Source organism: Streptomyces filamentosus (assembly GCF_014654895.1).
Classification (GTDB): domain Bacteria; phylum Actinomycetota; class Actinomycetes; order Streptomycetales; family Streptomycetaceae; genus Streptomyces; species Streptomyces filamentosus.
The window spans coordinates 1130123-1154850 of sequence record NZ_BNBE01000004.1; the positions used below are offsets into that span (position 1 = coordinate 1130123).

The 24728-nt window shown below is 76.1% G+C and carries 19 protein-coding genes; 11 read left to right on the forward strand and 8 right to left on the reverse strand.

Annotation, left to right across the window (positions count from 1 at the left end):
- Positions 1-96 precede the first annotated feature (96 nt).
- The 5 genes from IE326_RS38910 to IE326_RS38930 are packed head-to-tail and all read left to right on the forward strand — an operon-like array spanning position 97 to position 8444.
- On the forward strand, positions 97-1344 hold the full coding sequence (locus tag IE326_RS38910; protein ID WP_150234753.1) for a hypothetical protein: 1248 nt from the start codon (positions 97-99) through the stop codon (positions 1342-1344).
- A 43-nt stretch (positions 1345-1387) separates the two neighbouring features.
- Positions 1388-2644, forward strand: coding sequence for a toll/interleukin-1 receptor domain-containing protein (locus IE326_RS38915; protein ID WP_190044930.1), 1257 nt, complete (start codon positions 1388-1390; stop codon positions 2642-2644).
- A gap of 8 nt (positions 2645-2652) precedes the next feature.
- Positions 2653-3576: an AAA family ATPase gene (locus IE326_RS38920; RefSeq protein ID WP_190044931.1), complete on the forward strand. Its 924-nt coding sequence runs from the start codon at positions 2653-2655 to the stop codon at positions 3574-3576.
- A 3-nt stretch (positions 3577-3579) separates the two neighbouring features.
- Complete coding sequence (locus tag IE326_RS38925; protein WP_190044932.1) at positions 3580-4545, forward strand: hypothetical protein; 966 nt, start codon at positions 3580-3582, stop codon at positions 4543-4545.
- On the forward strand, positions 4542-8444 hold the full coding sequence (locus IE326_RS38930) for a CHAT domain-containing protein (protein WP_190044933.1): 3903 nt from the start codon (positions 4542-4544) through the stop codon (positions 8442-8444). Before IE326_RS38925 ends, IE326_RS38930 begins: the two co-directional genes overlap by 4 nt.
- A gap of 45 nt (positions 8445-8489) precedes the next feature.
- On the opposite strand, the gene IE326_RS38935 is transcribed toward IE326_RS38930, so the two are convergent.
- The 4 genes from IE326_RS38935 to IE326_RS38950 form a co-directional block, all read right to left on the reverse strand.
- Positions 8490-9227, reverse strand: coding sequence for an SAVMC3_10250 family protein (locus tag IE326_RS38935; RefSeq protein WP_150234766.1), 738 nt, complete (start codon positions 9225-9227; stop codon positions 8490-8492).
- Positions 9228-9511: 284 nt separating this feature from the next.
- Entirely contained in the window at positions 9512-11194 is a 1683-nt protein-coding gene (locus tag IE326_RS38940) for a molybdopterin-binding protein (protein ID WP_190044934.1), read from the reverse strand.
- Between the two features lie 173 nt (positions 11195-11367).
- A complete protein-coding gene (locus tag IE326_RS38945; RefSeq protein WP_190044935.1) occupies positions 11368-11757 on the reverse strand; it encodes a DUF6479 family protein in 390 nt (129 codons plus the stop codon).
- Positions 11758-11878: 121 nt separating this feature from the next.
- On the reverse strand, positions 11879-12058 hold the full coding sequence (locus IE326_RS38950) for a DUF6480 family protein (protein ID WP_030754611.1): 180 nt from the start codon (positions 12056-12058) through the stop codon (positions 11879-11881).
- A 299-nt stretch (positions 12059-12357) separates the two neighbouring features.
- On the opposite strand from IE326_RS38950, the gene IE326_RS38955 reads away from it, so the two are divergent.
- Positions 12358-12648, forward strand: a complete 291-nt coding sequence (locus IE326_RS38955) for a hypothetical protein (protein WP_190044936.1) — start codon at positions 12358-12360, stop codon at positions 12646-12648.
- A 290-nt stretch (positions 12649-12938) separates the two neighbouring features.
- Here the strand turns inward: IE326_RS38955 and IE326_RS38960 are convergent, their stop codons facing one another.
- A complete protein-coding gene (locus IE326_RS38960; RefSeq protein WP_190044937.1) occupies positions 12939-15026 on the reverse strand; it encodes a glycosyltransferase in 2088 nt (695 codons plus the stop codon).
- Between the two features lie 201 nt (positions 15027-15227).
- On the opposite strand from IE326_RS38960, the gene IE326_RS38965 reads away from it, so the two are divergent.
- Entirely contained in the window at positions 15228-16631 is a 1404-nt protein-coding gene (locus IE326_RS38965) for a glycosyltransferase (RefSeq protein WP_190044938.1), read from the forward strand.
- Here IE326_RS38965 and IE326_RS38970 read toward each other — a convergent pair.
- Positions 16564-17184, reverse strand: coding sequence for an RNA polymerase sigma factor (locus IE326_RS38970; protein ID WP_190044939.1), 621 nt, complete (start codon positions 17182-17184; stop codon positions 16564-16566). The two genes, IE326_RS38965 and IE326_RS38970, sit on opposite strands and share 68 nt — an antisense overlap.
- A gap of 219 nt (positions 17185-17403) precedes the next feature.
- Positions 17404-18105 (reverse strand): class I SAM-dependent methyltransferase, encoded by a 702-nt coding sequence (locus IE326_RS38975; protein ID WP_190044940.1) that lies wholly within the window; start codon positions 18103-18105, stop codon positions 17404-17406.
- 222 nt (positions 18106-18327) lie between these two features.
- Between IE326_RS38975 and IE326_RS38980 the strand changes: the two genes are divergently transcribed.
- Genes IE326_RS38980 through IE326_RS38995 form a run of 4 tightly spaced genes read left to right on the forward strand, consistent with a single transcriptional unit; the run spans position 18328 to position 23091 of the window.
- Positions 18328-19506 (forward strand): polyprenyl synthetase family protein, encoded by a 1179-nt coding sequence (locus IE326_RS38980; protein WP_190044941.1) that lies wholly within the window; start codon positions 18328-18330, stop codon positions 19504-19506.
- Positions 19503-21038: a phytoene desaturase family protein gene (gene crtI, locus IE326_RS38985; protein WP_190044942.1), complete on the forward strand. Its 1536-nt coding sequence runs from the start codon at positions 19503-19505 to the stop codon at positions 21036-21038. The genes IE326_RS38980 and crtI overlap by 4 nt, the downstream gene beginning before the upstream one ends.
- Positions 21035-22075 (forward strand): phytoene/squalene synthase family protein, encoded by a 1041-nt coding sequence (locus IE326_RS38990; protein ID WP_190044943.1) that lies wholly within the window; start codon positions 21035-21037, stop codon positions 22073-22075. The genes crtI and IE326_RS38990 overlap by 4 nt, the downstream gene beginning before the upstream one ends.
- Complete coding sequence (locus IE326_RS38995) at positions 22072-23091, forward strand: Rieske (2Fe-2S) protein (protein ID WP_190044944.1); 1020 nt, start codon at positions 22072-22074, stop codon at positions 23089-23091. Before IE326_RS38990 ends, IE326_RS38995 begins: the two co-directional genes overlap by 4 nt.
- A 55-nt stretch (positions 23092-23146) precedes the next feature.
- Here IE326_RS38995 and IE326_RS39000 read toward each other — a convergent pair whose 3' ends face one another.
- Positions 23147-24718 carry an FAD-dependent oxidoreductase gene (locus tag IE326_RS39000; RefSeq protein ID WP_150234787.1) on the reverse strand — a complete coding sequence of 524 codons (1572 nt, stop codon included), beginning with the start codon at positions 24716-24718 and terminating at the stop codon, positions 23147-23149.
- Positions 24719-24728: the final 10 nt, after the last annotated feature.

Sequence of the window (24728 nt, forward strand, 5' to 3'; positions counted from 1 at the left end):
GGGACCCGGGTCCCGGACGGGGAATCCGGGAACGCCACTCGGCCGGGGCCCGTATTCGGTTCCATGGGGAGCGGAGTCGTACGAGGGGGAGGAAGCATGCGGACTGTGGTGCGGCCGGCGGTGGTCGCCGGCGTGAGCGCCGTGCTGGCCGGATGGATCTGGGCGGCCGGATCGACCCGGGCGCCGCTGTGGGTGGTGACACTTCCGGCGGTCGGGGCGGTCTGGACGCTGACCCTGTTGCATCACGGTTATCTGACCGGCCGGGAGTGGGCGCACCGGCGACGGCGCCGCGGCAGCCGGGCCCGCCGGGCGGCCTGGGCTCCTCCCGCCGGCGTGCGCCCGCCGATCGACTATCCGAACGTCCTGCGGCGGCCCTCCGGCGGCGCCCCGGTCGACCACCAGGGACGTTATCGGGCCACCGGTGTCCGGCTGGCCGTCCTGCCCCTGCTGGCCGTCCTCTTCCTCACCGCCCACACCGTCTTCCTCCCGGACGGCGGCGCACTCGGCGTCGGGTTCGTCCTCGCCGAGTGCCTGCTGCTCGGTTCCCTCGTGTGGACGGTGTGGACGGAGCAGCACCCGTCCCGGCCCTGGGTCGTCGACCGCGTCCGCGCCGAGTTCTTCCGCCGGGAGATGTTCCTCCTCCTCGCGGGCGTCGGCCCCTACCTGGGCCTGACCGACCAGCAGGCCGCACTGGTCCGGGACGCCCGGCTCGCCCTGCTGGCCGACGCGGGGCCGGCCGCGCTCGACCGGTTCGCCCACCTCGCCGACCAGGACGCGGACGGCGGGGAGCGGGACTGGCGGGACGAGGTGTGGCGCCGGGCGGACGAACCCGCCCTCGCGGCCGGCGGCGACCTCGGGGACCGGATGCGCACCTACCTGGACCACCGCATCCGCCGGCAGCGGCTGTACATGGAACTGGCCGCCGAGAAGTGCGAGCGGTCCGAGGGCGCGCTCGGCCGGACCGTCAAGGGCGTGGTCCTGACCGCCGTCGCGGTCGCCGTCGCGTACGCGGTGCTGCTCGCCGCGGTGCCCGACGGCCACGAGCCGCCGACCGCGACGGTGCTGATCGCGCTCCTCGCCGCCGGCCTGCCCCCGCTGTGCAACTCGGTGCTGGCCGTGCAGAACCTGCTCGCCGGACAGCGGCTGGCCGTCTCCTACCGGGAGGCCCGGCAGGAACTGCTCGGACACGAGAACACGCTGCGCCGGCTGCTCGGGCAGCCCGAGGGGGCCGAACTCGCCCGCTCCTTCCGGGCGCTGGCCATGCGGACCGAGGCGACCCTCACCGAAGAGGTGCGCCGCTGGCGCATCACGGTGGCCAAACCGGAATTCGACGCCGGTTTGTGAAACCTCCCCTCCCACCGGCCCCCGATGGATCACAATCTGCGGTGTGGGGGAAGTCTTCATCAGCCATAGCGCCCGGGGCGACGCCTACGCCCTGGACGTCCTGGAGAAGATCGGGCAGGGGCTGGAGAAGCGGGGCCACCGGCCGCTCGTCGACCAGGCGGCCATCCCGCCCGGCGAGGAGTGGCGGACCGAGGTCATCAAGTGGGTGGCGCGCTGCGACGCGGCCGTGGTCCTGCTCAACGACAAGGCCCTGAAGTCCTCCTGGGTACGCCGCGAGGTCAACGTCCTGATGTGGCGCCGGGCCCTGGGGGCGCCTCTCCTCGTGATCCCCGTCCTCCTGGGCGACCTCACGACCGGCGACGTCAAGGGCGCCGGACTGGAGGAGCTGCGGGCGGTGCAGTTCGCCCGGACCCGACCGGACGCCAAGACCGTCGCCGAGCAAGTACTGGAGCGGTTCGCCGAGTTACCGGACGACCTCGCGGGCAGCGATCCGATGAGGGAATGGATCACCGACCTCGGCGGCTATCTGCAAGAGGCCCGGGCGGACTCGCAGCGGCTGGTCAGAGCCGCGAAGGAGCTGCAGATCGAGGACGCGCACCTGCCCGCCCTCACCGGGCGGCACGACGGTTGCCTCCTCCTGGCGCACCGGCTCCTGGTGGCGCCCCCCGAGCGCATGGCGCGGGCCCTCGGCATTCTCGCCCCCTCGCTGTCCGACCAGACGATCTCGCGCCTCGCCGGATCGCTCAGGTCGACCTGGGTGAACGAGGAGGCGGCGAGGTCCGTGCTGCCTCCTCCAGGCGGCCCGCCCCGCGCGATGACGCTGCTGCTCAACGCCCACTTCCCCGAGACCGCCGGGGACTACGTCCGGCGGGCCACGTTCGGCAACCACGAGGACTACGAAGTGCAGTCGACCGGCGCCCTCCCCCTGGGGGAGGACCGGGTCGGCGAGCGGGCGCGCTCCTGGGAGGACGCGGTGTGGAAGCTGTTCTTCGACGCCGAGGTCCCGGAGGACCGCTGGCTCCCGGACGACGTCGCCGCCCGGACGCACTACCTGATCATCCACGAGCGGCAGTCCCCGGACGAGGACTTCGCCGATGCCGTCGCCCTCCTCCACGGGCTGTTCTCCTGGCTGATCGTCCTGGTGACGACCGGCACCTCGGTCCCCGCCCCCGAGGTCCGGAAACGCTTCGCCAACGCGGTGCTCCTGAAGCCGCTCCTCACCGTCCAGGAGGAGCAGACGGCCCGGATGCGCAACAAGAAGCTCGCCGACCTGCCCGCACGCCTCACCGGAACGTACTAGGAGCCCCCGTGGCGAAACCGATCACGCACGGCCCCGACTCGCGGGACGGCCACGTGTACGACATGCCGGACGACCTCCGGCTGGCCATCGAGGTCGCCCTGGCCGCCGACCGGCCGCTGCTCCTGAGCGGCGACCCCGGCTCGGGCAAGTCGTCGGTGGCCCCGTACTACGCCCGGCTGAAGGGCCTGCGCTACTACGAGCACGTCATCACCGCCCGGACCCAGGCCACCGACCTGCTCTGGACCTTCGACAGCGTGCGCCGGCTGGGCGACGCACAGGCGCACCGCGGCCGGCTGAACGACGGCGACTACGTCGTCCCCGGCGTCCTGTGGTGGGCCCTCGCACCCGAATCGGCGCGCAGCCGGGGCGGTCTCCTCGCGCCTTCCCTCCACCGCGACCCCGCGGAGCGCTTCCACCACCGGCACCACCCGAACGGTGCCGTCGTCCTGATCGACGAGATCGACAAGGCGGACCCCGACCTGCCCAACAGCCTCCTCGTGCCGCTCGCGTCGCACGAGTTCACCGTCGGGGACACCGGTACTCCGGTGCGCCGCGAGGCCGACGCCGGTCCCCCGCTGATCATCATCACCACCAACAACGAGCGCGACCTGCCGCAGGCGTTCCTGCGGCGCTGCGTCACCTTCACCCTGCCCGGCCCGACGCGGGAGAGGCTGGTCAGCATCGCCCGGCTGCACCTCCGGCACGAGAGACGGGGTCTCCCGGAGACCACTCGCGACCTCATCGTCGCGCTCGCCGACGAGCTGATGCGGGTCCGCGCGACCGCGGACCTCGGCCACCAGAGGCTGCCCAGCACCGCCGAGTACCTGGACGCGCTGCGCGCCTGTCTCGCGCTGGGCATCACGCCGGACGACCCGCGGTGGCCCCTGCTGCGCAGCCTGACGCTGGCCAAGCCGGCGGAAGCCGGGCGGTGACCGGTGCGCGGGGAGATCTGGTTCGCCGACGTGCTCCGCGCCCTGGAGGCCGCGGACACGGACGAACAGAGACGAGAAGTCGTCCGCATGCTGGGGTTCGACTCCTCCTCCGTCCTCGCGGGCCCCGTCCCCTCCCCCTCGGGGACGGCGTCTCCCCCGCCCGAACGCTTCTCCCTGCCGTCGCACGATCCGGCTCCCCCGCCCGAGGACGAGCTCCTCGCCCCGCCCCCGGCCGAGGGCCGGGACGAGCCCGACGACGTGCTGACGGGACTGCCCCTGCTCCGGCCCCTGCGGTCCGCCGGCGAGGGGGACACCGTGCCCCGGAGGCCGGTGGAGCCGCTCGCCCGGCCGACCGGTGAGCGCCACCCGCTGCCGCACGAGCCGCTGCTCGTACCGCGCTGGACCCGCGCCATCGTCCGCGCCCTGCTCTCCCGGCCGGTTCCCGAGGGCCCCGTCGACATCGACGGGCTGATCACCGGCATGGCGTGCCGACGTCCCGTCACCCGCCTGCCCCGCCTCCCCGTGCCGACGCTCCGGTACGGCGTCCAGGTGCTGGTCGACCGGGGTGCGGGAATGCAGCCCTTCCGCCGGGACCAGGACGAACTGCTGCACCGCGTCCGGGCGGTGGTCGCCCCGCAGCTGGTGGAGGTCGGCTACTTCTCCGACGTCCCCCAGCGCGGGACGGGGCCCGGCCCCCGGTGGGCCCGGAAGGACTACCGGCCGCCGCGTGCGGGCCGCCGCGTGCTGGTCCTCTCCGACCTGGGGCTGGGCGGCCCGCCCGGCCATCACCGGGGCACCCGTGAGGAGTGGGCGGACTTCGCCGGCCGGGTGCGGCAGGCCGGGTGCGGTGCCGTGGTCCTGTCGCCCTATCCCGTCCACCGGTGGGCGGAGTGGATGCCGAGGGTGCTGCCCCTGGTCTGCTGGGACCGGACGACCCGGCCCGGCCACATCGAAACGAGGCCGGCGTGAGCGGTCCCCCCGACCACCTGCCGCCCGCCCCGCCGAACGGCGCGCTGGAACTGGCCCGGCTGCTCAGCTTCACCACGCGCATCGAGCCCGAGCTCATCCGGGCCGTCCGGCTCCGGTTCCTGCCCCGGCTGGACGCCGGGGCGGAGGCCGACCTCTGGTTCAGCGACTGGGTGGGCGCCCGGACGCCCGAGGCGATCGCCCTGCTCCCGCAGTGCCTGCCCTACCTGCGGGCCGGACTGGCCGAGCGGCTGCGGTCCGAACCGGACCTCGCCGGAGTCCTCGGTCTCGTGAAGACGCACCACCGCGACCTGTCCCCGGCGCTGCTGCTGGAGGAACAGGTCACCTGGCACACGCTGACCGGCGACCTGGACGCCGCCGGCCGGCAGCTCGACCGCGTCCTGCACGCGCTGGTCCGGGAGGAGCGTTCCGGCCTCGCCGGCTGGTTCGCCGAGGCGTGGCACCGGCTGCCGGCCGAGGCCCGGTCGACCCCCACCGCCTGGGGCCTCGCCCACGCCTCCCGGCCCCACGTGCCCGCCTTCGACGCGGAACAGCCGGCGGACCTGGCGCTCGCCGACGTCGCCGCCATCGGCGACGCCGTGGGAGAGGTCCGCCTCGGCGTCCTCCGCGAGGGGGACACCCTGGTACTGGGACGGGTGGGCGGGCGGAACGCCGCGGCCGTGTCCGTCCCGGACACCCGCCCCCGCCTGGTCGAGATCGTCTCCGACACCGGGACGCGGTCGGTGCGGGTGGCCGGGGACGCGGTCGCCGTACGGGTCGAGGTGGGCCACGGGCCGGTGCACCTGCGCACGGGCACGGGGCGGGTCTACCGGATCGAACCCGCGCCGGAGCGGACCGCGCCGGACGTGGACGATCCCCGTATCGCCGACCTGATCCGGAGGCTCCGGGAGGAGGACCCCGGCCGGGCCGCCGCGGAGCTGGCCCCCGTGCTGTCGGACCTGCTCGACCGCTCCCGCACGGAAGAGGACCTCGCCTCCCTGCGCCGGGTGGTACGGCTCAGCAATCAGGTGTCAAAAGCGGGGCACTCACCGGGGGACTTCCCCCTTCTGGGGCTCGTCGCGGCCGAGGCGTACCTGTCGTACGGGATCCTCCAGGAGGACCGCCGGTCGCTCGAACAGGCCCTTCTCGTCAGCGGGCTCGTGCTGGACTCCCCCGGCTTCGCGCAGAACCTGACCGCGCACGCCGTCCGCGGAGCCGCGCTGCGCGGGCTGTTCTCGTACACCGGGGACACCGCCCAGCTCCACCGGGCCCTGGAGGTCGCGGTTCCGGTTCCCGGCAGCTCCGGAACCACCGGTCCGGAGCACCGCAGGCTCGTCGCCGAACTGCTGTCCACCTATGTGACCCTCTACGAGGCGGATCCCGGGAACTCCGTCCTGCGGGACGCGCTGAGCCTGGCCGACCGGGCCTTCGTCACGGCCGAGGACGAGGCGTTCTGGGCGCTCCCCCTGGCCGGCATGCTCCTCGCACGCCACGAGGCGACGGGCGATCCGGCCGTGCTCGAACGGGTCGAGCGCCTCGCGCTGGACGAATGGCCGTCCGACGAACCGAGGGACGCCCGGACCGAGCGTCAACTCCTCCTCTCCCGGCTCTGCCTGGCGCGGTTCCGGGAAAGCTGTTCCCGCGACGATTTCGAGCAGGCCCTGAGGCACGCCCGCTGGGCCGTCTCCCTCGTCCCGCCCCATGCCCGGCTCCGAGGAGTGCGCCCCCGGCTGATGCTGGCGCACGTGCTGCGACTGCGGTTCTCCCTGACGGGTGAGCGTGACGCCCTCGACGAGGCCATCGCCCTCCTCCGGGTGGTGACGGCCGACACGCCCCCCTCGTCGCCCTGGCGCGGGACCGCGCACCACGACCTCGCCCGGTGCCTCGTCGACGGTCACCTCCGGAGCGGGCTGCGGACCGAACTGCAGGAAGCCCGTGCGGCCTGTGCCGCGGTCCTGACCGAGAACAGGGGACGCGGTCCGTCCATGGCCCTCCGGCAGGCGTCACAGGTCCTGGCCGGCGAGTGCCTGCTGCTGGACTACGTGGCGTCCGGGGACCCCGACGTCCTCCAGGAGGCCGTCCTCACGTTCATGACGGGCTGGGAGACACCCTTCCTCCTCGCGCCCCGGTCGCCCTGGTGCCCCATGCCGGAAATCGTCTCCGCCCTGCTGCGGGTGCCGGACCGTGAACCGGAGGGGGGAATGCTGGTCGAGCTGCTCGACGCCTGGGAAGCCGCGGTGCGGGCCTCCGAGGCCGATCTGGGATCCCTGAGGGCGTCCCTGTCGTCCCTCTCCCTCGTCCGGGCCGATCGGCTGTCCCGCCGTCCCGAGCCGTCACGCGTCCACCTGTTCCAGGCGAACGAGGAAATACAGCGCGCGGTCACCTCCGCCGCCCATCCCCTCCTGCGGCTGCGGACCCGACTCTGCCAGACGGAGCTCGCCCTGCTGCTGGGCGACGTCGAGGAGGCGTTCGGCGCTCTGGAGCACGCCACCCGGGACCTGACACCCTTGCTGGTGCTGCCGCCCGCTCCCGCACACCGCGATGCCCTCGCCCTGTGGGAACGGCTGAGCCGCGAGGTCGCGGCCCACGCGATCGGCGCCCGCGAGCCGGGCAGGGCGCTGGCCGTCCTGGAGCGGCGCGGCATCGTCATGACCGAGTACGGTGCGGGCGCGCCGAACGGGCCGCGCCCTCCCGCCGTCACGGAGCTGCGATGGCTGTGGGCGTACCTCCACCTCGGTCTGGACCACGTGTCACGGTCCCGTCGGCGGCGGGAGAGGGTCCTGCGGCTCATGGAAGCGAGCGCCAAGGCCGTTCCGGGAGTCCCCGTCCTCACCGGTTCCACCGCCCCGGAGGTCCTGCACCGGCCGGCCTCGGTGGCGGAGGAGGGCCCCGTCGTCGTCCTCAACGCCGCCGCCCACCGTTGCGACGCCCTCCTGGTGACGCGCCAGGGGGTGTCCGCGCTGCCGCTGGACGTGCGGCTGGAGGACCTGCGGGAGCGCGCCCAGCACTTCCGTTCGGCGAGGCCGCACGACGCGTCGGGCATACGGGCCTCGCTCGGGTGGCTGGCCGAGAGCACGGTGTGGCCGGTCCTCCGGGCGCTCGGTCTCATGCCCCACCGGACCGGCACGCGGTCCCCGGGGTCCTCGAAACGTACGGACCGCGCCGAGGACGAGACCCTGCCGCGCCTCTGGTGGTGCCCCACGGGCCCGTTCAGCGGCCTGCCCCTCCACGCCGCCGGCGGTCCCGAGCGGATGGCCCTGGACCACGCGGTCCACTCGTACGTCCCGAGCCTCCGCACCCTCGCCTCCGCGCGGCACCGCGAACGGCGGACGGACGACGCCGAGCAGCGCATGCTCATCGTGCTGTCCTCCGGGGAACTGCGGTGGGCGAGAGAGGAGGTCGACCGGATCCGGGACATGGTGCCGCACACCCGGGTCCTGGAGGGTTCCGACCTCACCGTGAAGGAGGTCGTCGGCCGTCTGGCCGAGCACACCTACTTCCACTACAGCGGCAGCGCGAGCCGGCGGAACGGCCGGTCGGTGCTCCACATCGCCGAGGGTCTCGGCCGGCAGCACCTGCCGGGCGGCCTCGTCCCGCACGGCGTGCTCGCCTACCTCTCCGCCTGCGACACCACCGGGGACTTCCCCCCGGGGGACGACGGGGGGTGGACGGTCGCCGCGTCGCTGCAATCGGCGGGCTTCCGCCACGTGATCGGCGCACTGGACATGGTGGACGACCGGGCGGCCATGCTGGTCGCGACGGCCTTCTACCGGCGGTTGCGGACGTCCTCCCGGAGGCTGGCTCCCGAGCGTGCGGCGCGTGCGCTGCACGGTGCCCTGCGGGAGGCCCGGCGCGACGGCTTCCTCCTGGAGGTCCTCACCATGGTGCACCTGGGGCCGTGACCCGCACCGGGTCGGCCCGCGTCTCCTCTTCGTCCGGCGCCCCCGTCAGGGGGTCTCCCCGGCGTACTCCACCATGAGCGGGCTCGCCACGAGGCAGCGGGGCACCGCGCCCTGGCCGGAGAGCAGGGCCGTGACGCGGGCGTACCCGAACATCGGGGCGGTGGTGTCGATGTCCTCGCGCCCGGCGTCGAGGGCGCGCAGCAGGTCGCGGATGCCCGTGGCGCTCGGGGCGGGGGCCAGGGGCGAGACCGGCTCCTCGTCGGCCCGGGGGCCGGAGGAGAGCGCCTCGACCACCTGTCCGGCCCTGGTGAGGAAGACGGTGCCGACGCTGTCGCCTCCGACCATCTCGCTCAGCGCGGGGCCTTCGGCGAGCTGGGGCGTCCAGCCCAGCAGGTGCCGGGCGGAGCCGTGCAGCAGCAGTCGGCAGCCGGCGTCCTCACCGGTGCCGGAGGCCGTCCCGGAAACGGTTCCCGAGTCCACGAAGAGCAGCAGGTCCCGGTAGGCCCCGCGGAGCGTGACGCAGCGCATGGGCGCCTCGAACTGCACCCACGTGCCGGGGCGGAGACCGGGGTCCTCGTACCAGAGTGCCGTCTCCTCCAGGTGCTTCTGCACCTGTCGCAGGTGTTTCATCCGCCCCTGTTCGCCGTCGGCCTCCTGCGCGTCCACGTCGACCCCGAAGCCGAACGGCGTGGACAGGCGCACCCCCGCGGTGCGCGGCGCGCGGCGCGGTTCCGGGAGGAACTGCTGCAACTTGCCGGCGGACAGGTAGATGACGTCACGCACTCGGGCCCCCAAGTCCGGTCGCCGGTCCTGCTGGTACGCGACGACCGGTGCCTCCACCATACGGGGCGCAAGGCACCGGACCGGCCTCGATCCGCAGACGGGAGCGGCCCCCGCTCCGGTGGGCCAGCGTGTCACTGGGGGTCGTGGCGGTCACGGCCCCCGGGTTGTTCCTCTCCCGCCACTGCCTGGGCGCGGCATGGGCGGCAGGGAACGGCTCGCCGCGTTCCCCCTGTTGCTGGAGTTCGTCCGGCGCCCGGCGGGCCCCGCGTCACCGCGGTCCGGCGTCAGCGCGTCGCGGTGGCGGCTCGGGTGACGTAGGCGTCGCGGTGGGTCTGGGTGAGGGTGTTGCCGTCCCTGTCGGTGAGTTCGGCGCGGAGGGACACCGTCCGGCCGGGGGCGGGGGTCGTCAGTTCGATGCGGCCGGCGGCCAGGGGGGCCGGGGTCCAGGTGGTGCCGCCGTCCGTCGAGACGGACACGGTCAGCGACCGTACGCCCACCCGGCGGGCCGCGCCCTGCACGGTCACCGCCACGCGGGTGGGGGCGTGGGCGGGGGCGGTGCCGTCGAGGGCGAGGTCGGGGCCGAAGCGTACGGCGCTCAGGGGGAGTTCGGTGGCGGTGGCGGTCGCGGCGGAGGTGAAGGTCCAGGTCGCGGTGACGCTGCCGCGCGGGCGGGTGGCGCTCGCCGTCAGGCGGTAGGAGGCCCGTCCGGCGGGCAGGGTGAACGACGCGTGCCCCGGCGTCTCGCCGCGGCGGGTCGCGAGCAGGGCGCCGTTGCGGTGCAGCGTGACCGTCGAGGCGGTGAACGGGGGCGAGGACGGCACGTGGCCGTCGCCGTCGGCGAGCAGCGGCACGGTCAGGTCCAGGGTGTCGCCGGTGCGCTGGGCGACGGGCCGGGCGCCGGGCGAGGGGTCCAGGGCCGGGCCGTGGACGGGGGTGTCGAAGGTGTGCACCGTGGTGGAGCCGGGCGCGTACGAACGCCCGAGGACGAAGTGGCTGTTGGAGGGGCCCTCCGTCTCGGACGGCACGCTGTACACGAGGTCCCAGGTGCCGCGCTCGGCCGTGAAGTGGAACGTTCCGGTGCTCCCGAACGGCACCGCGAGCGGCACCGCCGGGGAGGGGCCCGGCGACGGCGTGAAGTCGACGAGGCCCGCGCCCGTCCCGGCGCCGGAGGCGGGCACCCCCGCGCGCACCACCAGCGTGGCCAGGTCGCCCGCCGCCGGGCGCCGCACCAGTCCGGTCGGCGCCCGCTCGCCCCGGAAGAGGTAGCCGAGCGCGCAGACGCCGGCCGGGCGCTTCCAGTACGAGTCCGCCCAGGTCCGTACGGCGCCGCGCTCGGTGTCCGGTCCCAGGTGCGCGACGCGCAGGTCGGGCGACCGCGCCATCAGGTTCGCGAACCCGGTGACCCCCTCGTACGTCACCTCGGCGAACAGTCCGGCCTGCTCGAACACGGCGTCGGCGAACGGCGGCCGGACGTCCACCGGGCGCGCGACCCGGGCGTCGAGCACGAGGGTCGTGTCGCGGTCGACGTCCAGCCGGGGCCGGACGAGCCAGTCGTTCCCCCAGTCCTCCTCCCCCACCGGCCTGGTGGAGAAGGTGGAGTCGAGCATGTACCGCCCCGCGGGCACCTGGAGGGTGACGGTGCCGGGCGAGTCCTTCACCTCCCGGCCGCTGCCGGCGTCGGGCCCGGACAGCGCGGTCAGCAGGGTGCGGTAGGCGGTGGTCGGCGCGCCGTCGCGGCCCAGGTGGACGAGGGTCAGGGCGTGGGTCCCGGCGGCGTCGGGGGTGGCGCCCGCGGTGGCGCGGGGGGCGGCGTGGGCCGCGGCGGCCGGGAGGCAGACCGCGGCGGTGCCCGCGGCCGTCACGGCGCCGAGGCCGCGCAGCACGGTGCGGCGCGTCGCCGCGCGGGGGGAGGCATCGGAGGAGGAGGTCGAGGCCGAGGGGGACGAGGATTCCGCGTACACGTTCATGATCTGTACTGGGCCGGGCCCGCCCCGGGTTCCCGTGAGCCGCGTCACACCGCCTCGTACCGCACCCCGCCCCTCCTGGAACGCACCGGTCCCGGCTCCTCCTGGAGGAGCCGGGACCGGTGCGTCGCGAGGGCCTCGGCCGGTGGACCCGGGCGGGCCGGACGGCTCGGCGCTCAGTCGCCGTGGCCGGTGCCTCCGCTGCCGAATCCGCCGCTGGAGATGCCGCCCCACTTGCGCTGCTCCTCACTGGGAGGGGTCTGGGCGGCCTCGCCGCAGTTCCGCAGGTTGTAGGGCATGAGGCGGTGCTGCCCGTCGGTGTGGGGCACCTCGGAGGGCCTGCGGTACTCCGACACCTCACCGGGGTGCCGGTCGGTCACCGGCCGGTGCGGCTGGGTCTCCGGGTCCGGAGGGGGCAGTTCCCGCCGGGAGACCCGTATGCCGAGGGCGAAGGCGCCGATCAGCACGGCGACGACGACCAGACCGCCGACCACCTGGGCGAGGCCGGACTGCCAGACTCCGGCGGCGAGTTGCGGCTCGGCGAGGGCGAGGGTGTACGTGCTCATCGGGGTGTCCTCCATCGTCGGACCGGCGCCCGCGGGCGAGGAACCGGTCGGGAGTGAGTCGGGGAACAGCCGGAAGGCGGCCGGCCGGAGATCCGGGACCGGGAGGGCCTCCGGCGGCCGGTCAGAAGCCGAAGATCCGGAACAGGAAGAAGGAGGCGCCGAGGACGGCACCGAGGACGATGAGGGAGACCCAGACCATCGGGTGTTCCCAGACGCCGCCGTCGGCCCGCTCGGGGTGGGCCGAGGAGGTGCTGCCCTCCACGGGCGGGGTTTCCTCAGGAGGTACGAACGGCACGCTCATGATCGCTCCTTGTGTACGGCGGCCCCACGCCGCCCGTTCTCCACCGTCTCCCCCCGCCCCGGACGGCGCGAGACGCATCGATCGCGCATCGATCTCGCATCGACCGTGCGGGGCGCGGGCCGGGAGCGGGGCCCGGCGGCGCGGCCCCCTCCCTCCTCCCGCGCGCCGCCGCACGTGAGGGGCTGCCCCGGCCCGCGGGCGGCGCTCGGCTCGGAAGCGACGCCCTCGGCGCCTCGCCGCTCACGCTCCAGACGGCCGCAGAGACATCGGACCGCGAGGCGGGGGTCCGGCCGGACCCGGTGGCCACGCACCTCGGCAAGCGCTCGGCCCTCGTGCGGCGGGCGGTCTTCCGGACCTTCGACGAGGTGGCCCGGCACGAGTTCGAGGAGGCGGCGGGCCTCCTCGCCGGCCGCCGCCCGCGCGGACGCCGTCCTCACCACCGCGATTTCCTCGAACGTCTCCACGGCGGCCTGGCTCCGGCCCTGGCGGTCGTCGGGTCACTCGTCGCCGAGGTCCTCGACCGCGGCGGCGACGGCCACGAGCGGATGAAGGGGGCGGAGGAGACCGCCCGGCGCACCGGCCTCTTGTGAGGCGGGCCTCCGCGGCCGGACCACGTCCTCGCGGTGCGCGCGGGGGCGTCTCTCCGCACGAGGCCCTCCACCAGGGCGCGCAGGCGCGTCTCGTCGGCCTGCCGACCGCCGGTGACACGGCGTCCGGCGGTCGGCAGGCCGCGGCGAGGCGGTGGGCGGAGCCGAGCGGGCGAGGGGCCGTCGACGGCTCGAAGGGGTTCGGCCGGAGCCGACCGGCCCGGGCCGCCGCGCGGACGGCGGCGTCCGCTCCGACGACGCCGGAGCGGACCCGGTCGACGGCCCAGGCCGGGTCACCTGACCGTGGCCAGGGGCCGCTCCGCGCGGGCCGCCGCGACCTCGGCGTAGTGCCCGGCCAGGGTCCCCGCCATGGCGGCGGAGGAGAACGTGGTGCGGACCAGCGTCCGGGCCCGCGCGGCCATCTCCGAGGCCGACGCGTCGTCGACGGCGAGCAGGCGGACCAGCCCCTCGCCGAGCGTCTTTGCGCAGGAGGTGTCGATCAGGAGGCCGTTGTGTCCGTCGACGAGGTAGTGGGGCACGCCGCCGCGGAGCGGGCCCGCCGCGAGCAGTCCCGCCTCCATGGCTTCGAGGATCCCGAGGCCGAACTCCTCCTTGGCGCTGGCGCACACGTAGCGCGCGGGGACCCGCCGCGCCGGATCGGCCAGGCCCCGTTCGAGCATCCGGACCTCCGCGTTGGAGAGGGCGGGCAGGAGCACCAGGCGCCGCCGCGCCTCGGGGCAGGCACGGAGTGCGTCCTCGACGCGGGCGCGCACCGCGCGTTCCACGGGGTCGCCGTCGTGCGGGCTGCCGCCGACGAGGACCAGGGCCGCGTGCCGGTGGCATCCGGAGCCGATCCAGGAACGGACCAGGAGGTCCTGCTGCTTGACCGGGTGGAGCCGTCCCACGCTGAGCAGCACCGCCGCGCCGGCGTCCGCGGGCTCCGGGACGGCCGCGACCGCCCGGTCGACCGTCCGGAGGAGCTCCGCGCGCCTGGCCGCCTCCCGAGGGGGCGGCAGGTACGGCGGGATGCCCTCGGGCGGAGCGCTCGGCGCGCCCCCGCCGTCCCGGTCCGCCAGTTGCGGGTAGTACCGCAGCAGTTCCGGCGCGCCGCCGTCCCGGCCCGCGATGCCCACCACGCGGTCGGCGCGTCCCACCAGCCGGTCCGCGACGAACACCCGGTGCAGGTCGTCCCGGAGGGCGGTCCCGTCGGCCGCGGGGGTGTCGTACCGCTCGGTGATCTGCCGGTGCGGGTCCGGGGTCGCCGTGAAGACGACGCGCGTCCCGGCCCTGCGGGCGCCCTCGGCGAGGGCGAGCGAGCCGTCGTCCGCGTAGCGGACGTGCAGGACGTCGACCGGCGCGGCCGACCGGGCGAAGAGCTCGGCGGTCCACCAGGCCATGGCCTCCCGGTGCCTCCCGGACTCGTCGGGGCGGAGCTGGCTCCCGCTGTCCACCGGGATCCTGAGGACCCAGTGGCCCGGGGCACGCCGCCGGAGCAGCACGGGGTCGGCCTCCAGCTCGGGCGTGCAGGCGGTGACGACGGTGAGCACGCGGGCGACGGGGGCGGTGCCCGCGAGGGCGTCTCCGAGGGAGCCGAGGAGGACGCCCAGGCCGCCGCTCATGCCCTCGCCCGGACGGTCGAGCCGCCCCAGCAGCATGGACTGGGCGACGACGACGCCGCGGCGCGGCGCGGCCCGGACCCGGTCGGCCGAGGGGTCCCGGCCCAGCAGCGCGAGGAGCGCGCGCTCGTACGCGTCCCCGGCCGTGCGGACGTCGGGTATGAGGGCCCGCCCGCCGGTCGCGCGGAGGAGCCGCCACGCGGCGTGCCGCGTCCGGCGGCCGGGCGCGGTCGCGGCGGCGCGGAGCTCCGGGCGGGTGAGGGGGCGCAGCCCGGCCGCCGCGGCGAGGTCCAGCATCGCGGCGACCGCCGCCTCCGGAGCGTTCCCGGTCCGGAGACCGGCGCTCAGGGCGGCCTCGGACCTCGTGGGGCCGAACCGCCGGACGACGTCCGGCCACGCGTCGAAGACGGCGCCGCGCGCGTGGTCGCCGTCCTCGAGCAGCCGGACGCACTCGGCCGGCGTCGGGACGCCTCCCGCGCGCACCAGCCTCCTCAGCCGCGCCAGCACGAGGTCACGGGGCGTCGCGAAGACGGCGGGGACCGTCGCGGGGCCGCCTCCCCGGTACTCGGCGCGCACCAGTTCCGCGAGCAGGTGCGGCGTGCCCGGCCAGCCGGGGGAGCCACCGGCCACGGGCGCCCGCCAGTGCGCCGCGCGGACGGCCAGGAACGGCTCGGACGGGTTCTCCCCGGCCGGACGCGGGCCGGCGCGCAGGGGGTGGTGGCCCGCGGGCACCGCGCGGACCCGGGCGGTGTGGGAGCGGTTCATCGCTTCTCCTCGTCGACGACGGTCGGCGGGCAGTTCTTCGCCGGCGGTCCGGGCGGCGGATGCACGGGCGGTGATCCGCCCGCCGGGGGCTGTGAGGACGCCGCCCGGCGGATCACCGCCCGGGGGGAGCGACGGGCCCCCGCCCCCGGCCCGTCCGCCGCTCGCGCATCCGGTCGGCGCGGGAAGGGCGAACCCCTCGGCATGGAGTCATCAGCAGTCGCCCGGGGCCGCCCGCCGCGCGTGGTCGTCGTCAGTCCTCCCTTCGTCTCCCACGCGCAGCCGCTCTCCGTGCTGGCCGGCGCGCTGGCCCGCGAGGGCGCCGACGTGGTCCTCGCGTCCGGCCCGTCCTTCGAGGGCTTCGCGGCCCGCGCGGGCGTAGGGTTCGTACCGCTGACCGTGACACGGAACGCGAACACCGGAGTGGCGCGCAGCACCCGGCAGGCGCCCGGGGAGGCCGAGCGCCTGGAGGAGTTCCTGGACTCCACACGGCGCGGGGCGGTGTCCGCGCTGCTCACGCAGAGCCGTCACCGCGGCCGGGACATGCTGGCCGATCCCGAAGGGACGCTGGCCGCGCTCCGCGCCCTCGACGCGCGGCTGCGTCCGGACTGGTACGTCGTCGACCAGTTGAGCTACCCCGTCACCCTGGCCCTGCACTGCCTGGGCCTGCGCTACGCGACGTTCTGCCCCGGCCATCCCACGTACGTCCCGCCCTCCGAGGACGTGCGGTTCGGCGTGCCCTACGCGTGGCCCCGGGAGATCCGGCCCGGGGAGGACCGGCTGGAAGAGCTCCGGGCGGCGGCGGGAGCCGTGGAGACGGCGTTCACCCGGCGCTTCGCGGAGGTGGCGCGCGTCCACGCCCCGGAGGCCCCGCCCCCGGGCCGCGCCTTCGCGCTGGCCTCCCCGCACGCCGTGGCGTTCGCCTACCCGGAGTTCCCGTGGCTGCCGGACCACCCGGAGAGCGGGCCGTCACTGCTCTACGGAGGGCACTGCGGGCCCGCCGCCGAGCCGGATCCGGGCCCCGGGTGGAAGGAGGTGGTGGGGCGGCTCAGGGCCGGGCACGACCGTCTGGTGCTGATCGCCCTCGGGACGTTCCTCTCCGCCCGTGACGACGTCCTCGCGCTCCTCGTGGAGGGGCTGCGCTCCCGTGTGCCCGGGGCGGCGGCGATCGTGGCGGCGGGCGACCGGGCGGCGGCCCTGTCCGCGCTCGCGGGGCCCGGTGTCCACGTGGAGGCGACCGTGCCGCAGCGGTGGCTGCTGGGGAAGGTGGACGCCATGGTGCACCACGGCGGGAACAACTCCTTCACGGAGTGCCTGGCCTCCGGCACGCCCGCCCTCGTCCTGCCCTTCTCCAGCGACCAGTTCGCCATCGCCCACGACGCCGAGCGGGCCGGTGCCGCCCGGTGCGCCGACCCCTCCCGGCTGGACGGGCGGTCGGCCGGGGAGGCCCTGCGGCGGCTGCTCGACGACCCGCCGCCGGGTGTCGGCCGGTGGTCCCGGTGGGTCCGGCGCCGGGGCCCCGCCTGGACGGCGCGCGGGCTCATCCGGGAGATGTCCGGGGTCGGTGATCCGCGTTCCGCCGCGCCGGCGGCCCCGTGCGTTCGGTGACGACGAGGGCGAGCGTCCTCAGCGCCCTCCTGGTGTGGCTCTTGACCGTGCCGAGCGGCAGCCCCAGGCGCCGCGCGATCTCCGGCTGGGTGAGCCCCAGGTAGTAGGCGAGGAAGAGGATCTCGCGGCGGTCGGCCGGGAGTTCGGCGATGTGGGGGGCGATGCCGAGGCGTTCGACGGCGCGCGCGGCGGCGTCGGGGCTCTCCGGGGCCGGGCCCCGCGCCAGGCGGCGGGCCCCTTCGTGCCGTCGGACCAGGGCCCCCGACGCGTCGGCGGCCTTGTGGGCGGTGATGCCGCGCAGCCACGGCCCCAGGCCGCCGCGGCGGGGACAGTACCTGCGGGAGTGCAGCCAGACGTCCGCGAACACCTGCTGGGCGACGTCCTCCGCGTCGTGGAGGTCGACGCAGCGGTACCGGGCCCACCCGAGGACCCGGGGGTACCAGTCGGTGAAGAGCGCGTCGAAGGTCTCGCGCACGACGTCGCCGTGCGGCGGCCCGTCGCCGCTCCGGTCCTGGCAGTGGGCGCACGCGGGCGTGGGCGGTGTTTCGGGCACCGGTCGTCTCCGGACACATCCGGGGGAAGGGAGGAGGGTCGCGATGCCGACCGCCGTATCGGGTCCCTCGGGACGAGGCGGCGGCGAAGGGGTGCCCGCGGCGCAAGCCGACCACGGACGTCCGCCGGCCGCCACCCGGCGCGGTCCGGACGTGCGCCCCTCCGCCGCCCCGCCCGCTCCGCTCCCCCTCTCCTTCCCTCCGGAGAAGTCCGGCGGGGATCAGGGACGTTGCGCGACGAAGGTGTGCGTGATGCCCGTCTGCCAGCCCGGCAGCGGAAGGCAGCGCACCCGGGTGAACCCCGCGCGCCGCAGCCGGGCGGTGAAGGCGTCCGTCGTGTCGAAGGCGAGCACGCTGCGGTAGAGGTGGCCGTAGAGCTCCGCGTCGCCGTGCAGCCGGGCCCACGGCCTGACGAAGCCGTTCACGACCGCCTTCCAGACGAGCCGGTCGGAGGGCCGTCCGCCGAGGCTGTACTCGTGCACGGCGAGGCGGCCGCCGGGCCGGAGGAGCCGGTGGACGAGGCGCAGCACGGCATCGGGGTCGGCGACGTTGCGCAGGAGGTACGCGGCGAGGACGGCGTCGTACGGTCCGCCGGCCTTGACCTCCTCCATGCTCTCGACCGGGGCGTGGACGAAGGAGACGCGCTCCGGCCACGCCTTGGCCCGGGCGCGCGCGAGCATGCCGGCCGACGCGTCGACGCCGACCACCGTCGCCCGCGGCGCCGCGCGGAGCAGCGCCTCCGTGGACGTGCCGGTTCCGCATCCCAGGTCCAGCAGGGTGAGTCCGGCGCCTCCGCCGGGCAGCCCGAGCCGCCGGGCCGACCGCCGGAGGTGCGCGCGGTATCCGGGGCTGGCGGCCGTCATGAGGTCGTAGGTCGGCGAGGCGTGGTCGAACGCGGCGGCGAGGTCTCCGTCACGCAGCATGGTCGTGGACCTCCCTGGTCCGCGCGGTCCGGGCGTGGTCCTCCCAGGGTTCCCCACCGGGTCCGCCCCGGCCAGCGGACGCGCCGCGGCGCCGGGGACCACCGCCCGCCTGCGTGCGGGAACCCCCCGGTCGGCCCTGTGTCTGCTGCATCCGCGCGCGACCGCGGTACGGAACATGCAGACGCACCGCACTGCCCGACGCACGGCAGCAAGGGAACCCACATGCGCATTCTCGACCCCCGTTCCATCGACAGGGACGTGCCCGCGGCCCTGGACCACGTGATCGACGACCTCCTCGGGCGGCGCCTAGCCGAGGCCCGGGTCGTGGAGGGGACCTTCGCCGCGGACATCGCCGGGCGGGTGGCCGCCTTCGCGGCCGGTGGCGGACGCCGCAGGTCGCAGTTGCTGTGGTGGTCCCTGCGCGCGGCCGGCGGCGGCGCCGACGAGGCCGGGGCGGCCCTGCGGGTGGCGGCCGCCGTGGAGCTCGTCCAGACGTGCGCCCTCATCCACGACGACGTGATGGACGGCTCCCGGCTCCGCAGGGGGAGTCCTTCCGTGCACGTCGCGCTGGACCGCCAGTACGGCGCGGACGGCCCCGACCGGCCGCTCGGGGGCTTCGGCGGTTCCGGCGCGGTCCTCGCGGGCGACCTGGCCCTCGCCTGGGCGGACGACGCGTTCGCGGAGGCGCTCCTGACGACCCCGCACTCCGCCGGTCTCGGCGCGCGGTGGCGGGCGATGCGGACCGAGATGGTCGCCGGGCAGTACCTGGACCTCCAGACGCAGGTCACCGGCTCGCGTTCGGCCGGACGGGCGATGCGGACGGCCGTCCTGAAGACGGCGCGGTACTCCGCCGTGCACCCGCTGCTGCTGGGAGCGCTCCTGGCGGGGGCCGGCGAGCGGACGCTCCGGGGCCTGGGCCGGGCGGGGCTGTGCGCCGGCATCGCCTTCCAGCTGCGGAACGACCTCCAGGGGGTGTTCGGCGATCCGCGGCGCACCGGCAAACCGGCCCTCGAGGACCTGCGGACGGGCAAGGCGACCTACCTCGTGGCCGTGGCGCGGACGCTGTGCGTCCGCGCCGGGGACGCCGAGGGGCTGCGCCTCCTGGACTCCGTGGTCGGCTCCCCCTCCGCCACGGAGCGGGAGCTGTGCCGCGTGGCCGACCTGCTGGAGTCCTGCGGTGCCCGGGCCCACGTCGCCGGGCGCGCGGACCGGCTGTGCGCGCGGGCGGTGCGGACCCTCCGGCAGACGGAGCTGGTGCCGGGCCCGGCCGGGGAGGTGACGCGGCTCCTCCTCGACGCCGGGGGCGGGGGCGCGGAGGCGCGCGCCGGTACGGCGGCGGGCGGCGGGTTCTCCGGGGCGCCGTCCGTGCGCGCGGTGGCCGCGTCGGGAGCGGGCCGATGAGGCGGGTCCGGGGCAGGACGGACCACGTGGTGGTCGTGGGGGCCGGCTTCGCCGGTCTGTCGGCGGCGCTCCACCTGCGGGGCGCCGGCCGGGAGGTGACGCTGGTCGAACGGGATCCCGCACCGGGCGGGCGGGCCGGGCGGCTGGACCTCGGCGGCTTCCGGGTGGACACGGGGCCCACCGTCCTGACGATGCCCGCCCTCCTGGACGAGGCGTTCGCGGCCGTCGGGGACTCGCTGTACGACCGGGTGGAACTCGTACCGCTGCACCCGGCCTACCGGGCGTCGTTCTGGGACGGGAGCCGCGTCGACGTCCACACCGAGGCGGACGCCATGGCCGCGGAGGTGGAGCGGTTCGCCGGGGCCCGCGAGGCCGACGGCTACCTCCGCATGCGCGCCTGGCTGGGCAGGCTGTACGCGGTGCAGGAGCGCCGCTTCATCGACGCGAACTTCGACTCGCCGGCGCAGCTGCTCCACCCGGACCTGGTCCGGCTGGCGGCCCTCGGCGGACTCGGGCGCCTCGACCGGGCGATCGGGTCCTTCCTGTCGGACGAGCGTCTCCGGCGCGTGTTCTCGTTCCAGGCCCTCTACGCGGGCGTCCCCCCGTCGCGGGCGCTGGCCGCCTACGCGGTGATCGCCTACATGGACACCGTGGCCGGGGTGTTCTTCCCGCGCGGCGGCATGCACGCCGTGCCCGCCGCCATGGCGGACGCGGCCCGCCGTTCCGGCGTCGACCTGCGGTTCGGGGAGCGGGTGACGGCCCTGGAACGGTCGGGGGAACGGGTGACGGCGGTCGTGACGGAGGGGGGACGGATCCCGTGCGACGCGGTCGTGCTCACCACGGAACTCCCCCTCGCGTACCGGCTCCTGGGGCGCGCGCCCCGGCGTCCGCTCCGGGCGCGGCACTCCCCCAGCGCGGTGGTCCTGCATGCGGGGACCGACCGCACCTGGCCGGAACTGGCGCACCACACCCTTCTGTTCGGGTCCGCGTGGTCCCGCACCTTCGACGAACTGACCCGAACGGGAGAGCTGATGACCGACCCCTCCCTCCTCGTCACCCGCCCGACGGCCACGGACCCCGCGCTGGCGCCGCCCGGCCGGCACCTCCACTACGTCCTGGCGCCCTGCCCCAACACGGAGATCGGCCCGGGAGCGGCGCACTGGGGCGACCTCGCCCCGGCCTACCGGGACTCGCTCGTCGCGGAGCTGGAGCGGCGCGGACTGGACGGATTCGGCGCGTCGATCGACGAGGAGTGCCTGGTGACCCCGGCCGACTGGGCCGCCAGGGGGCACAGCGCGGGCACCCCGTTCTCCCTCTCGCACACCTTCGCCCAGACGGGGCCGTTCCGTCCGCGGAACCTGGTCCGGGGCACGGAGAACGTCGTGCTCGCGGGCTGCGGGACCACGCCGGGCGTCGGGGTGCCCCCCGTCCTCGTCTCGGGCAAGCTGGCCGCCCGGCGGATCACCGGTGCCCCGCCGGGAGCCGTCCGCCGCGCGGCGCCCGCCGCGGCCGGCCGCCGGGAGGGCTCGTGACGGCACGGGAGCTCGACGCCGCCGGGGTGCGCGACCCGGCGCTGCGGGCGGCCTACGCGGAGTGCCGCAGGCTCAACGCGCGCCACGGCAGGACGTACTTCCTGGCCACGCGCCTCCTGCCGCTGGACCGCCGCAGCGCGGTCCACGCCCTGTACGGTTTCGCGCGGCGCGCGGACGACATCGTGGACGAGACCGCCGCCACGACGCCGCGGGAGCGGGCGGCCGCGCTCGACGCCCTGGAGGCCGAGTGGCACGGGGCCCTGCGCGGCGAGCCCGCCGCCGATCCCGCCGTGGCGGCCGCCGCGCACGCCCGCGGCCGCCTCGGCATCCCGGCGCGGCACTTCGACGACTTCCTCGGGTCGATGCGCAGCGACCTCTTCGTGCGGGAGTACGCGACCTACGACGACCTGCGTGGTTACATGCACGGCTCGGCGGCCGTCATCGGGCTGCAGATGGTGCCGGTCCTCGGCACCGTCGTCCCGAGGGAGCAGGCCGAGCCGTACGCGGCCGCGCTCGGCGTCGCCTTCCAGCTGACGAACTTCCTCCGCGACGTCGGGGAGGACCTGGACCGGGGCCGGGTGTACCTGCCGGCCGACCTCCTCGCCGCGTCCGGCGTGGACCGGGACCTGCTGCGGTGGAGCAGGCTGACCGGACACCGCGACCCGCGCGTCACCGACGCGCTGCGCGCCGCCGCGGACCTCACCCAGGACGTGTACCGCGAGGCGGAGCCCGGCATCGACCTGCTCGACCCGGCGTCGGCGCCGTGCGTGCGCGCGGCCTTCGTCCTGTACCGGGAGATCCTGGCGGTGATCGAGGAGGAGGGGTACGCGGTGCTGCACCGGCGGGCGGTGGTCGGACGGCGGCGGCGGGCGGCGCTCGCGCTGCCCGTCCTCGCGAGGGCGCTGGCCGCGCGCGGCGCGCGCCGCGGGCGCCGCGCGGCCCCGGAGGGCGGTCCCGGCGGAGGGCCGGCGGAGAAGGCCCTCGGGCGGAGCGGGGGCCCCGGACGGAGCGAGGGGACGAGGAGGGACGCGCGGTGAGGAGATCGGCGGGCCGGGACGGCCGGCGCCGGCTGCCCCTGGGCTTCCGGCACGATCCGGTGCCCTGGGAGGAACAGCGGGCGACCTGGCGCCAGGCCCGTCCGGCGGGGATCGCCGCCGGACTGGCACGGGCGACGGCCAGGCCGTCCGGGAACTGGTACGTCGTGGGGGCGAGCGGGGACGTCCGCGCCGACCGGCCGACGGGCAGGACCGTCGCCGGCACGGAGGTGGTGCTCTGGCGCGACGCGGACGGCGAGGTGCGTGCGGGACCGGGCGCCTGCCCCCACCTCGGGGCCGCCCTGGGAGAAGGCGTGGTCCGGTGCGGCACCCTCGTCTGCCGCTGGCACGGTCTGGCCCTGGACGGCTCGCCGACCGCGGGCTGGGAGCCGTGGCCCGCGTACGACGACGGGGTGCTGGTCTGGGTGCGGCTCGACGCGGTCGGCGGCGAGGAGCCGACGGAGCGGCCCGTGGTGCCGCCGAGGCCGCCCGTCGCGGGGGCGGTCGCGGCGGTGTACACCGGCGTGGGCGCCTGCGAGGCCGAGGACGTCGTCGCCAACCGGCTCGACCCGTGGCACGGTTCGTGGCTGCACCCCTACTCGTTCGTGGACCTGGAGGTCCTCTCCGCACCGCCGGACGGCGTCACCGACGAGGAGGACGCGCTGGTGGTCCGGGTGTCGTTCAAGGTGGCGGGCCGCGTGGTGGTGCCGGTGACGGCGGTCTTCACCGCGCCGGAACCCCGGACCGTCACCATGCGCATCGCCGAGGGCGAGGGCGCGGGTTCCGTGGTGGAGACCCACGCCACTCCGCTGACCCCCGCCGGAGCGGCCCGCCCGCGCACCGCCGTGGTGGAGGCCGTCGTGGCGTCATCGGACCGGCGGGGCTTCGGGGCGGCCCGTGCCCTGGCCCCCTTGCTGCGCCCCGCGATGCGGTCGGCGTCGGCGCGCCTGTGGCGGGACGACCTGGCGTACGCGGAGCGCCGCTGGGTGTTGCGGAGCACGGGGCGGTTCCCGGGATAGGGCGTTCCCGGGCGGGGGTTCCCGGGGCGCGGCGCCGACGCGGCGCCCCGGTTCCTCACCCGGCCGGCACGGGGTCCCCGGCCGCCCGGGCGAGGAACCGGAGGACGGCCGAGCGGCCGGCCATGGGCACGGTCCAGAGCGTCTGGCCGCGGAGCCCCCATCTGCGCAGGTGGGCGTTGGCCGCGAGGAAGCCCGTGGTGGCGGCGCGTTCCATGAGGGCCACGGGGTACTCCGTGCGGACCAGGTCCCCGGCGACGGTGACGGTGGGGTCGGGGGTGTGGACCGTGGGGCGGTTCCGGTGTCCCCCGACCTCGAAGAGCGGGCAGTCGGAGCGGAGTTCGTGCCGCTCGTCGAGGATCGCGGCGGCCCTCGTCTCGGGCCAGGCGCGGCGCAGTTGCGCGACCAGTTCGCGGGAGAGCGCTCCGGCACGGGCGGCGGGGTCCACGGCGTAGGCGTGCAGTTCGACCACCGACCCGCCGGTGCGGGCGGCCCAGCGGGCGGCCTCGCCCTCCCAGCGGTCGAGGACGCTGATGTTGTCGAGGGGGCCGAAGCCGCTGGTCCCGAGGAAACCCGGCCGCCGGGGGTCCACGGGCCGGTCGAGCCAGAGCCTGGAGACGAGGAAGGGCGGCGCGGTGCGGAGCGCGCCGATCCTGGCCCGCCAGGGCGCGTCGCACAGCCCGGGGGACGCCCCGGCGATCGCGCGCAGGCCGTCGGTGTCGGTGGCGAGGACGACGGCGTCGGCGTGCCGGGGTCCGTCGTCGGAGAGGACGGTGTGCCCGCCGCCGGGTGCCGGTGCCACTTCCCGGACGCCGGTCCCGGTGAGGATGCGCACGCCGTGGCCGCGCAGGTAGGCGCCGAGGGGGTCCCACAGGGCTTGCGGGTAGGGCTCGTCCGGCACGTCGAAGAGCAGTCCCTCGGAGGAGCCGAGGAAGTAGATGTGGAACATCAGCACCAGTTCGGCGGCGGACAGTTCGCCGGGGTCGGCGAAGAAGCTGCGGGAGAACACCTCGAACGCGAGGTGCTGGGCCGCCGGGGGGAAGCCGATGCCGTGGAGGAAGTCGCGAGCGCTGATGTCGTCGAAGCGCCGGTGGACGTCGGGGGCGCGGACGTCGAGCAGGGGCAGCGCGGCGCGGGCGTCCATGCGGCCGAGGTCGCCCCACCCGAAGCTGGGGCTGAGGGCGACGAAACCGAGCGCGCTCCACGGCGGCGTGCGGGGCACGCGGGCGAAGCTGTCGTACAGGCCGGAGCCGTGCAGCAGCGGGTAGTCCGGGAGGGCGGTGAGCCGGTCGAGGCCCGGGTCGACCCGGCGCAGCAGGCCGCGCAGGTTGTAGTACTGGCGGAAGAAGGCGTGGAAACCGCGGCTCATGGTCACCTCCGAGCCGTCGCCCAGCCGGTCCGCCCACCCCGCGAGGCGCCCGCCCAGGGTGGGTTCCCGTTCGTAGAGGGTGACGTCGACGCCGCGCTCGGCGAGGATCGTGGCGGCCGCGATCCCCGCGATCCCGCCGCCCACGACGGCGCAGGCCGGCCGGTGGCCGGGCGGTGTTCTGGGGCGTCCGTCGTGGGCGGGCACGACGACCGCCCTGCGGTCGCGGCCGCGTGCGGGGGTTCCGTTCCGGCTGGGGCGCATGGCGGGGTCC